Source organism: Microbulbifer mixtoriginis (SeqCode), assembly GCF_052467705.1.
The window spans coordinates 2688624-2700902 of sequence record NZ_CP174322.1 but is presented as its reverse complement, the minus strand read 5'-3'; the positions used below and the strand labels follow the sequence as shown (position 1 = coordinate 2700902).

Here is a 12279-nt window from a genome sequence, read left to right as displayed (position 1 = left end):
TAATTTTGGAGAGTTCATATGAAGATGTCCTACCGGTGGCTTAAATATACCCTCGCCACACTTGTCAGTTTCACAGCGGCTTCACAGATGGTAATTGCGGGCAATAAAGATAATCTAATTACTAATCCGGCGGCACTTGAAGCCATGGGTTTTGATAGCGCGGCGTCTAATGTATATGTAGCTGAAGGGCTTGACCCAGAAAGGCCATTTGATTTTCCCTTATATGCATCAGGTAATCCTGATTCCCAAGAGGGGCTATTCCCCACAGGGAGCACAGACTATTCACCAATTATGCCGAAGTCATTTATTGGGCGACAGGATACTACTGGGTCGGAATGGTTATATTCCGCAGGAGGTGGTACTGAGCTGAGCCGGCTTGGCACTGAGCGGTTTGCCGATGCCCAATTTTGGGATCTACCTAATGGTGGAACCTTGGAGTTTTTTCGGTGGTGGTGGTCTGATAATGACCCCAATTCTGCGATGGCAGCTATGCTATTTGAGGTTTGTCAACCGGCCTTCGGCGCTGGTGCAATAACATTCACACTTGTAGTCAATAGTACGAGCACTGATGCAGCTAATGGATCAACCGCAATTAACATCCCTAGCCGCCCGATTAATACACAAAGCTGTTATTACCTTGCAAGGGTAAGGTTTGATGCTGCTACCAACCTTCTAAGACTGCAAAAAGTTCGGCTCCAATTTATTCACCCATGAGATTGTTCAAACGCTAGTTGGTATTCTTATGTGAGGTCTCCTCTGTATGGACGAGGCCTTGCTCATACTCTTCATCACAAATGATTGTGGGTCTAAGGTATACCATATTTTTCAGCGAGGCGATCAATATCCGCTTGGGATCTAGAGTTCTTGGGACATTTGGCTCTAAACCAGGGGTTCAGATCGCTATCACTGCCAGCCGGTAAATCTTTCAGGTCAAAGCATTTATCACCGAGTTGAACAAAAGTGCCTGTCGCTGTTGTGTAGAGGGCATCTTTTGTTTGAAGCTGGCGAACTTTGTTGTTCTCTCGATCTAAAGCTCTCTTTAACCTCGGATCAAAAACCACCGCTTTGCTTTTTGCTCCAGATTCAGCGGGAACCGTTAAAGTAACGGCTTTTTGAGACGATAAGTTTTCGGGCTGAGTAGTATTTGCTAGGTCTCTATGTTCACTCGTTGTCACTCTACTCGGGGCTTCATGTTTTTGCTGAATTCCGGATGAGGGCGGTTTTGCAGTAGCTGAAGCTGCAGGCAATACTTCACTCTGCCCTACTTTCGGTTTTGTAGTGGTTACAGACCTTTTGGGCCTACCTGCACTGTCTGGGCTGTTTATTGGCGAGCTCGCAGTCGGTTTTTTATGGTTTAAGATAAACCTAATTGTAGATTGTTTGTTCACCTGATTATCTGGTGTCATGGACACTGGAATAGTCAATAAAGCCATGTGTAAATTGAGCGCTATCGCCAGGGAAACCCAAAGGCGCCATGAAATTGATGTTTCGTTATCTTTATATACTAAGGGGGGAGGCTGGAATTCCATCTGACTTAAATATCACTTCCGTAGAATGCCTCGGCAAGCACCCAAAAAGAAAAGATCTGACCTGTTGGCTTGCGAGGTTCCAGATCTGACTAGATTTCAGCCAAAAAGTTCTTTATAAGTAATCCCTCGGTTTCTATGACGAAGTCCAGTCCATGCTTTAAATATGAAGAGCTACCTAGATTACTAACATAAGTGACACACGTCTGCCCGCCAAAAAATCCAGCGGACTCAAGTAATTAAACGCCTTCCTTGGGCGAGTATTGATTCGGAACACTGGATCATCAATGCGTCTTTTGGGTATCTTGCTAATTTCTAAACTCGCAAGGAAAAAAAATCACTACTGAGGCGGTTGGCGCTTCATCATGACACTAAGAGCATGAGTGGTATTCAGACAGCGAAGTTCACTAAATTTTCAAAGAAAGGCTTGGTGCTACCAATGAAAAAGCGAAAACTGCCAGACCCAGTCAGAACTGGGATAAGTTCAATAATGCTTTCTTTTCAATGGGGGCAATCATAATAATCCCATGATGGTTGCGAAAAGCCACCCTTTCCCAAAATATCTGGCCTCCCCTTGTACATAGAGTAGACTTTCAGGATTTGCTGAAAAGCTACATATACATAGTCGGGAGACTTAATAAACCTATCTTCCCTGAGGCTCCAATAATACATGGCATCACTATTATAAATAGCAAAGTGGTAATTTCGTTTTCTTGCGCTGGCTAATCCACTTCCAACTTCCTGTGAAGGCAAGTATAACTTGAAGTATACAGCCTGCTTTATAACCTCCTTTAAATTTACATGTTTAAAGTTGGTGATAAAATATGCAGCCTCCGATCTTTTATGTGGAGCAATAATACAGTAGTTACCTATTCCCAGAAGTCGGTCCGCATCAGATTTTGCCCTGTTTGAGAAATCACTAGCAATAAACCAGTAAATCACTGTCGTTATTATGGTGGGGGTAATCAAAATAAGTAGAACGCTAAAAGCTATCGTGAGAAAAAATTCTGTATTGATCGTATTTGAAGCCATATAAGGCAACCTGCTGACCACACTGAAAAATTTAATAGTGAAGTATTTCGTTGTTATTTGGGGGGATTAAAAACAGGCTTGAATACTAAAGCTACCTGATGCTCCTGGCCGCTGTCTTTTAACGGAATGACTCCTGAAGTGACTCTTTCTCCATCCAGCGTCAGTGATTCGATCTCTCGCGGACAGCCACCGCAATTACTGATGTCGATCTCATAGCGACTGCTGCCAAAGCGCAGCGATAAGTGATAGTTATGCCAGGATTGCGGTAGGCAGGGTTCGATCACCAAGTGATTACCGTCGAGAATTTTTGCCCCAAGTAATGCCTCTAGTGCACTGCGATATAGCCAGCCGGACGCTCCGGAATACCACGTCCAGCCACCGCGCCCCACATGGGGGGCCACGCCGTAGACATCGCCGGCTAATACATAGGGCTCTGTGCGATAGCGCTTTACGCCTTCAAGGGTATCGGTGTGGGTAATTGGGTTTAACAAATTAAAGTAATGCCAAGCCCGCTCGCTCTGGCCGAGTCCGGCCGCGGCCCAGACGGCCCATGTGGCGGCGTGGGTGTATTGGCCACCGTTTTCACGAATTCCCGGTGGATAACCTTTGATATAGCCGGGGTCCTTCTTGGTTTTGTTAAACGGTGGCTTAAGCAACAGTATTTGCCGGGCGCACTCGTTTACCAGGTGCTGGTCGGCCGATTCCATCGCTTTACGGGATCGCTCAGTGGGTTCCTGCTGGGATAGCACCGACCAGGTTTGTGCAATCAGGTCGATTTTGCATTCATCGCTGTCCTTAGAACCAATCGGCGTGCCGTCATCGTAATAAGCGCGCCGATACCAGGCGCCGTCCCAGCCACCGTCTTCTGCCTGTTGACGGAAATTTTCTCCCAGCTGACGGTAATATTCCGCCAGTGCAGAATCGCCGATGTAGTCGCACAGGGGCGCCATATCCCGACAAACTCGCAGTAAAAACCAGCCCATCCATACACTCTCACCGCGGCCGGTGGTACTGATACGGCTGAAGCCGTCGTTCCAGTCGCCGTTGCCGATTACCGGTAGCCCGTGCGGTCCTACGGCGCCGGCGCGCTCAATTGCGCGGCAGCAGTGCTCGTAAAGAGACCCGGATTCATCGCTGCTTTCAAACTCGGCGTAGCGCTCATGCTCATCTTTGCCCAGTGGTGCCCCGGCAAGATAGCTGACCGGTTCATCCAGGATTTGGTAATCACCCGTGGTGCGAATGTATTGGGCTGTAACAAATGGCAGCCACAGTAAGTCGTCGGAGCAGCGGGTGCGTACACCGCGTAAGGGATTTTCATGCCACCAGTGCAGTACGTCTCCATCCTGGAACTGGCGTGAGGCAGTGCGCAAAATATGTTGGCGGGTCCAATCGGGATGGGTCCACAGCAGTGCCTGTACATCCTGAAGCTGATCACGGAAACCAAAGGCACCACTGGATTGATAGAAGCCGCTGCGGCCCCAGAGGCGGCAGGCCAGGGTTTGATAAGGTAGCCAGCGGTTTACCATCAGCTCGGTGGCCTTATCGGGCACTCGCACCTGAACAGAGCCCAGATAATTCTCCCAAAACTGTTCGAACTCGGCCTGGGAGTTTGCGGCTCTTTGTGGATCCCGGAATTCACCGGCCAAATCCAAAGCCTGGGCACGATCAATCCCCTCCCCCATCACAAAATAAATGTGTTGGGTTTCGCCGATAGCCAGATCAATGTGGACTTGATAAGCGGCGCAAGGGTCGCCGCCAGACTGCACCCTCCCCGAGAGGCCAATCCGAAACAGTGCCTCCGGTGCCTGTGGGCTCCCGGTACTGCCAATAAACTCATGCCGATCTGTGGTCAGACCGTGAGGTGGCAGGCTGGCAGTCAGGAAGGCGACACCGGGTTTGGCATCCGGGACAAAGGCGTTGCGGGCCAATAACGTATTGCTTTCTGGTATGAACTCACTGACTTGATGAGCCCAACTGTTGCCGCGGGTCAGTCCCATTACCCACTCCACGTAGTAGGTGGCCGTTAAGCGGCGAGGCCTGTTCCAGCCATTTTTCAATGTCAGCCGGCCAATTTTCACCGGAGCAGTGCGATCGACCGTAATACGCCAGGACTGCTCAAGGCCGTGGCTGTTATGGCGATACTCGGTGTAACCTGCCCCATGTCTTACCTGATAGTCGGTCTCGGCGGGCCGCGGGGCCGGGGTTGGAGACCAAACCTGAGCGCTCTCTTCATCGCGTAGGTAGAGGGTTTCACCACTGGGGTCGCGGACCGGATCGTTATTCCAGGCGGTCAGCCGGTGTTCACCACTGTTGCCGCTCCAGGTACAGCAGGAGCCCCCTTCGGATACCAGACAACCGAAGTTGGGATTAGCGATGATATTTCCCCAGGGTGCTGGAGGGCGCTGGCCCGGTTCTTCCGTCTTGCCTGCTTGTAGATGCAGGATGTACTCGCGCCCATCCGCTGAAAAACCACCCAGGCCATTATCAAATATAAGATCATTTGGGCGTTGCAGGGCTGGTGTTGGTAACTGGACATAACCTGCAGATTGCACCGGTACAAAAGGAGGCAGTGGCTGCATCTGAGCCTGTAGTGCGGTGGCACTATTCTCCAGCTGTGTGGCCACTGGCCCTGCTGAGGAATCGAGTAATATCCGTGCGGCAGCCAAAAGGCCTATACGATCAGACTCTGGCAGCTCCTGGCCTGGCACCATCACCACTGAGCCGTTTAGTTTGCGCATAGTACGACCGCGAATATCGGCGATCATCTCCTGTAACCTGTCGCGGGTCTGCTGGGAATAACCGGCGGAATCCTCATCGACAATAACCAGATCTATAGCCAGGCCGCGGCCGCTCCAGAGAGTGTGGGCTTGCAGAATGGGTTCTGCAAAATCAATGCCCTGCTCACTGCGCACCTGCAATAACAGGATTGGGTTATCTCCGGAGATGCCACGGCTCCACAGGCAACGCTGAATACGATGACTGCGGGCCAATACTCGGGAAGAGGCGCGCAGCCCGCCGGAGGGAGCTAGCACAGCGGAGAGCAATTCCATCATCCAGTAGACATCTGCCGCGGGGATACGCAGGTTGTGTAATTCCTGCTCAGACTGCATTCGCGCCAGGTCGTATACCCAACGTGCCTTGGGCCGCGAGCGATAAGAGCGCAACACAGCCAACAACTCCCGGCGTGACTTGCTGGCGCCAGTCAGGTAGATCACTTCGACTTCAGAATGAGGCGAAATAGAAATTTCTTGGGCTGAGGCAATTACCGGGTCTAATACAGGGCCAGTTGTTCCCGTGAAGCCTTCCAGGCCTCGTTGCAGAGCCAGAGGCCTTGCCGGGGACCCGCCGCGGCCGAGGAAACGTACCCGATCGGTTTCCCAGCCCAGCTGGTGACTTACATCGGCAGAAACCAATGCGCAGTGGGCCAGATAGATCGGTTTTTCCTCGCCGCTGCGAGGCCGCCTTCGATAGAGCATTACCTGCTCATCGGGCAGGTACTGGCTCTCCACAAACAGTTTGGCAAAGGCGGGATGACGCTGGTAATCGCGTTCTGGCGCTAGCACCACCTCGGCATAATCCGCCAGCAGCAGGTGGCGGCTGCGATTGCTCTCATTTTTGATTACCAGTCGGCGAGCTTCTAAGTCATGCTGGGAACTGAGGGCAATGTGTAAGCGGCAGAACAACTCCGCTTCACGGCGCTGAAACTCTACTTCCTGTGGTGAGAAGTTGGCCATACAGTGGCCGGCGTCTCCGCCACAGGGGGCCAGCCCCACAGAAAATAGTTCGCCGCTATCCAGATCGCGGACATAATTCCAGTGCCCGCCCTGGTGTTGGGTCGGATCTGGCTGCCAGCGTGTCAGGGCAAGATTGTGCCAATAGCTGCCACCTGAACCATCTGCTCCGAGCAGCAGGGTGTGGTGGCCGTTAGAGAGCAGGTTGTATTGCGGATAGGGTCTCCCCGGAAGAGCAGACCAGCTCTGCAGGGCTCCCTCGGCGTGGAAACTGCGCTGTAGCCCCGGCTGCTGCCAGGGTCTTAGGGCCGGCCGCGCGGTGGGCAGGCGCTCGTGCAGTAGTGGCGTCAGGCCGGCAATGCGCACATCGCTGTGGAAGCGTTGTTGCATTATGTCGTCGTGGAGGTAGTTATTAATGGCCAGCAGGATCATGCCCTGGTGGTGGCTCATATAGGAGCGCACAGTGCGTGCGCGTCGAGGTATAGCTTTGGCCGTACGGCCGTAGTCAATCGCTTCATACAAACCGAACTGGCCGTAACCACCTTCGGCGCGAAGCTGGCGCAGGTTCTCCATAACCCCTGCGGCATCGAATGGTAGTGCCATCATGGAAGCATAAGGCGCTATAACCAGGCGTTCACCGAGGTCGCGACGAAAACCGATGCCGGGCACTCCAAAGGCACGGTATTGGTAGTGCAATTGGCTGTCCAGTTCGTAGTAACCGGATTCGGCGATACCCCAGGGCAGTTCGAAGCGGCCGGTAAACTTGCGATGCACTTCAATCGCATTGCGGCAGGCCCGCCCTATCAAACTGTGCTCTGGCGTTTCCATAAACAGCCGCGGCATTAAATACTCAAACAGGGTCGCACTCCAAGACATCAACACCACCCGGCGATGAAGGTGCCGAAATGGTCGCTCAAGGTGGCGCCAGTGGCGCGCCGGTACATCGCCTTTGGCAATAGCGAGGAAGCCGGTTAGGCGAGATTCTGAGGCGAGTAAATCGTAGTGGTTGGCGTCTAGTGCAGCATCGGTAATGTTGTAACCGATATGAAATAGGTGCTGATCGCGATCGTAGAGGAAGGCGAAATCCATCTCTTCCACCCAGTTGAGCGCCCTGGTGGAAAGGCTGGTAATGTCTCGGCAATAACTGGCGGCATTTTCCCGTGCGCTTTCCAGTGCGCTGTGCATTTTTTCACACCAAGAGGCGGCTTCTTCGTGCTCTTGTGGTTCTGCAGTGAGGTGTTTTTGCAGTTGCAGCAGTTGTTGTTCCGCAGCATCGCAAAAGTCTGGCATGGTCGATAGGGAAACTGGGATTTTCAAAGTGTCTGCGAGAGAGAGGTAAGCTTTTCTGACATGCTCCACACCCTCCCGGCAGACTTTGGGTGGTACCTGCATAAGTCGCAGCCAGGGTTCGAGCGCCTCCTGATAGCGCCTCGCGGCCACCGCATGGCGGTGCAATTCATCGAGCCATTGGCGTAGTCGACCGAGATCCTCTGCGCTGAAATTTTTTTCGTCACCCTCGATCAGCGCCAGCATCTGTTTCTGTAGCCAGGGTACATCTCTCTCATAGATATCGTCGATGGTTTGCCACCAGCGATTGTGCTCCGCGCCGGCTTGTAAACGTTGGCGAAACTGCGCTAGCTGCGCGTTGATCTCACGGATTTCGTTGGGGGCGGAGTCCGTATCGACCGGCTGCAGGGTTTCTGCCATGGCATCGAGGGTATCGGTGATCCCCAGTACCAGCTGGCGTCCACTCAGTGGTTCACTTTTCAGGGATTCCAGGCCGGAGGCCAGGGTTAGTAAGCTGCCGGCCAGGTTGCCGCTATCCACGGTGGAGACATAGCGGGGGTTGAGCGGGTGTAGTTCGCGGGTTTCGTACCAGTTGAGAAAGTGTCCGCGATAGCGCTCCAGTCCGCGCATACGGTCGAAGCTGTTGTTGAGTCGAGCTAATAGCAGGCTGAGATCAACGTAACCAAAGTCGTAGGCGCTGAGAATAGAGAGCAAGCCCAGCCCGATATTGGTGGGGGATGTACGCCGGGCCAGGACCGCCAGGGGTTCTTCCTGATAATTATCTGGCGGCAGCCAATGGTCATCAGGCCCCATAAAGTGTTCGAAGAAAAACCAGGTTCGCCGGCTTAGCAAACGCAACTCCCGCTTGTCCTCTTCTGTTAGAACTGATGGCTCCAGCTCTCGCGGTAAATTGATATGGTGAAGAAGTTGGGGTGCAAAGAGCCAGGCCAACAAAAACGGTGCTGCAGGTAAGAGACTGGCGGGAACCCAATAAGCCAAGCCTGCAGTTACCAATAGAGCGATCAGTGGGGAAACCCACATCGCACGCCAACTGCCAAACGCAGTCAGTGCACTGCTGACAGAGCGATTCACATGTGCCGCAGATGTCCATTGCAACAAATGGCGGTGGGAAACGCGCAGCCGATAGAGTGTGCGTACGATCGCATCCAACGCGTTAAGCGCTTGCACCGGGAGCAGAACCAGCGATAGCAGCCAGTGTAAAAAGCGCTGCTGTAGAACCGCCGGCCCTCCCCGGAAATGAAGATGGGCGCGGCTGGGATCAGCGATGCTGCGCCAGACCATTGATAGTAATTCCTGCCATACCGATGCGGAAGACAACAAAAGTAGCGCCGAAGTCCAAGCCCAGGCATGGCCCGGTAGCCAACCGCTCCAGGCCAGCAGAAAAAGTGCCAACAGGCAGGGGGCCTCCAGGCTGCGTCGCAGATTATCGACGATTTGCCAGCGCTGAATTGTCGGTAAAGGGTTGTCGACTTGTTCACCGCTATCGACCGGTACACGTTTGCCCAGCCAGGAGAGTATCTGCCAATCACCGCGAATCCAGCGGTGCGAGCGGCGCAGCATGGCGAAAACATTAGGCGGGTATTGTTCGTAAAAGACTGCATCCGACAGCAGCCCTACTCCACCGATGGCACCTTCGATTAAATCGTGGCTGAGGATGGCATTTTCTGGAAGATGCCCGGCCAGGGTCTGGGAGAAAACCTCCGGGTCGTAAATTCCTTTACCGGTAAATATCGCCTCGCCGAACAGGTCCTGGTAGGCATCCGAGACGGCGTGGGTGTAGAGGTCTACGGTGCGATCACCGGCAAAAATCTGGCTGAATAGGGTTCCATCAGAGCTAGCCGGGTCAGTTTCCACCCGGGGCTGTAAAAATCCATAACCTGCCACCACTCTCTGAGAGCTGCTGTTGACCACTGCGCGATTGAGTGGGTGCGCTATGGCACCAACGAGGCGTCGTGCGGTGTCTGGTGGCATCTGGCTGTCGGCATCGAGAGTGATGACATAGCGAATGCCTTGCAGTTGTTTGCGATCGCCAAAACAAGTGGTAAAACTGTGTTCCTCATTGCCAGACAATAGTTTGTTGAATTCGATTAATTTGCCGCGCTTGCGCTCCCAGCCCATCCAACAGTTTTCCAACGCATTCCAGCGGCGCTCACGGTGTAATAGTAAAAACGGTGATCTGCCCTCATCGACCCTGTGGCGTTCGTTCAGAGTTTCAATAGATGCTTTGGCGATTTCTAATAATGTTGTGTCCTCACTGGTACTTTGCGTATCCGCGTCTGCAAAATCACTTAAAACTGCGTAAACAAGATTCTCATCTCCGTTGTTGAGGAAATTGATTTCCAGACACTCGAGAATCCTTTGCATATCCTCCGCATCGGCAAACAGTACCGGCATAACCACAACCGTGCGGTATTCACTGGATATGCCCTTATCAAAATCCAGTTTTGCTAGCAGGCGCGGGGGCAAGCAGTGGGTAATCAAGCCGTTAACCAGAGCCAGGGCCATACCGACCACTGGCACTACGGTAACCAGCAGTACCAATAACGTCAAAATGATAGAAGCACCGCTCCAGAGTAGATAAACAGCCAGGGCAAGTAGCGGTGGAATCGAGAAAAGAGCCAATCCGGAAAAGAATACCCTGGATGCCTTGTGCAATAGCTGCCAATGAAGGCGCTGCAGAAAGCCTGGGCGATATTCCAGTAGGATTTCCAGCTGTGGACGCCCTTCATCTATCAGGTAGTATCCCACATGCCGGGTGGGCTTATCGGTTTCCTGTACGTCGCTCAGTTCCACCACGCACTGGGCAACCTGCTGCTCGGTTTTGCCACTGCCGCGCGCCAGCTTTTCTATCACATCCCGGTATCTATCGCGGGTTTCAAAATCCATTCGGCGGTAGGCGTCTGCAGGGTCTTTGCGCAATATATTTTCTACACGACTGAGGGACTCAACAAAATCCCGCCAGTTACAACTGCGCAGTTCTCGCAGGCTAATGATACCGCTGGCAATGCCAACGCTGAGTTCCTCTTCTGTAGCGGTATGTCCTCCCAGGACATCCTCGGCCAGCTGCGCCAAGTGCTCCAATAGGCAAAGGCGTAAAAGTGCGGGCAGTGCCCAGAGTTCGCCGGTGGTTAAAACAGCATCCTCCTGGTAGTGCTCAACCAACAGGTGAATGGATTGAATATCTACGGGTTGGGAGAAGTCGGTGATCAATGCATCGGCAAGGACATGCAAACGCAGGTCGACACTGCCGTCTTCGGCAGAAACTTGTGGCAACTGCTTTAAGTAGTTCACCGGCAGGGACTCACATACCAACTGCAGGGCTTCCTGGACCACATGGCGGTTATCTAGTAGCCACTCTTCACTGCGAGTACTTTTTTCGCCCGCCTCTACCCGAGTGGCGAGATGCCGATAGATTTTCTCGAAATGTTTTTCTAACTGACGCAAGTGCAGTCGCAAGCGGTAGCCACCACCGGTACCGACAGGGCTTGCGTGCTGCTTGGCCAGCGCGGCTATGTCTTCCAGGCGCTGCTGTTCATTATCCCGGTTCGAATTGTTACCAATCCCGTGGGCGGTACTCCCAGATTGAGTACCGCTTTGCTCGGACTTTGCATGTACAAAGAACTTGTACCCCTGGCGAGCGCCCTGCTTTTTCCAAAACCGCAATTTCATCGATGCGCTTCATTTCTTACCGGAAGAGTTGAGTGGCGAATTTGGCAGGCTATGTTGTCAGCGCGCAGAGCCTGTAATTGGGATTCCTGCAAATCCTGGAATACCAGAACCGGCAGGTTACTGTGGGATATAACGGAGTGGCAGACGGTACCCGTTACGTGTTGCTCACCGGTTTGCCAGTCGTGCGCGCTCATGGCAATCAGATCGACATCCTCTTCCGCAGCAGTGGCATAAATACACTCGGCGACATTCTGTGCAACCAGCAGCAAGGGCCGCACTTTGATGCCGTTTTCCAATTGGCGAGCCATCTCCTCCAAGTAGACTTCACCCGCGCGTCGATTGCATTCGACAAACTTTTCCCGTGTGGCGTGTTCTTCGCGGGTGATCGGCATTTTGCGGGGCATATCTGGCACAGCAATCACTTGCAGCAGAATCATTTCCATTTCTTGCCCACGCATCATTGATGCCGCCTGGCAAGCAACCCACTCGGAATGAGAGGAACCATCCATCGAGACCAGAATACGGCGGTAAGCCATGTTTTCCTGGGCTGGAGGTTTTAAACCCGGATGCACTATGATGAAGGACCGCCCAGAGCCACTAAAAATCTTTTGGGCGGTGCTGCCAAAGTCGAAACGGCTGACGCCACCCTTGCCGTATGCAGTGAGTACAATCAGATCGATATCGACCTCATCGCAGTACTCTACAATCTGCTCTGCTGGGCGCCCCTCCACCACAGACTGGCTTACAGTAATACCCTGCTCTGAAATGGGCTCAGCCAAACGGTTGAGGTAGCTACGCAGCTCTACTCTGCGCAGCCGCCAGTCCACCGGATCTATGCTCTGCTCTTCAGAATTTTGTACATGAAGAAGGTGAATTTTTGCACCACTGTTCTGGGCCAGCATAACTCCATGGGCGATGGCCTCTTCAGCGATAGCTGAGCCATCAAGAGGAAGTAGGATTTGTTTAAACGGCATCTCATTACTCCCTACCGGGGCCCGGCCTGGATCTTCACT

5 protein-coding genes are annotated in these 12279 nt (G+C 52.9%); 1 reads left to right on the top strand and 4 read right to left on the bottom strand.

Features of this window, described 5'->3' with window-relative positions:
* The first annotated feature begins 18 nt into the window (after positions 1–18).
* Positions 19–714, top strand: coding sequence for a hypothetical protein (locus tag ACJJIB_RS11890; RefSeq protein WP_444886188.1), 696 nt, complete (start codon positions 19–21; stop codon positions 712–714).
* 92 nt (positions 715–806) lie between these two features.
* On the opposite strand, the gene ACJJIB_RS11885 is transcribed toward ACJJIB_RS11890, so the two are convergent.
* From ACJJIB_RS11885 to ACJJIB_RS11870, 4 genes are all read right to left on the bottom strand, one after another.
* A complete protein-coding gene (locus tag ACJJIB_RS11885) occupies positions 807–1529 on the bottom strand; it encodes a hypothetical protein (RefSeq protein ID WP_444886187.1) in 723 nt (240 codons plus the stop codon).
* Between the two features lie 498 nt (positions 1530–2027).
* Positions 2028–2558 carry a hypothetical protein gene (locus tag ACJJIB_RS11880; protein ID WP_444886186.1) on the bottom strand — a complete coding sequence of 177 codons (531 nt, stop codon included), beginning with the start codon at positions 2556–2558 and terminating at the stop codon, positions 2028–2030.
* A 53-nt stretch (positions 2559–2611) separates the two neighbouring features.
* A complete protein-coding gene (locus ACJJIB_RS11875) occupies positions 2612–11266 on the bottom strand; it encodes a GH36-type glycosyl hydrolase domain-containing protein (RefSeq protein WP_444886185.1) in 8655 nt (2884 codons plus the stop codon).
* Entirely contained in the window at positions 11263–12240 is a 978-nt protein-coding gene (locus ACJJIB_RS11870; RefSeq protein WP_444884900.1) for a universal stress protein, read from the bottom strand. The genes ACJJIB_RS11875 and ACJJIB_RS11870 overlap by 4 nt, the downstream gene beginning before the upstream one ends.
* Between the last annotated feature and the right edge of the window lie 39 nt (positions 12241–12279).

Bases quoted from the DNA above. Each gene is read 5' to 3' on its own strand.
- ACJJIB_RS11890 (WP_444886188.1), top strand. From the start codon at position 19: ATGAAGATGTCCTACCGGTGGCTTAAATATACCCTCGCCACACTTGTC.
- ACJJIB_RS11880 (WP_444886186.1), bottom strand. From the start codon at position 2,558: ATGGCTTCAAATACGATCAATACAGAATTTTTTCTCACGATAGCTTTT.
- ACJJIB_RS11875 (WP_444886185.1), bottom strand. From the start codon at position 11,266: ATGAAATTGCGGTTTTGGAAAAAGCAGGGCGCTCGCCAGGGGTACAAG.
- ACJJIB_RS11885 (WP_444886187.1), bottom strand. From the start codon at position 1,529: ATGGAATTCCAGCCTCCCCCCTTAGTATATAAAGATAACGAAACATCA.
- ACJJIB_RS11870 (WP_444884900.1), bottom strand. From the start codon at position 12,240: ATGCCGTTTAAACAAATCCTACTTCCTCTTGATGGCTCAGCTATCGCT.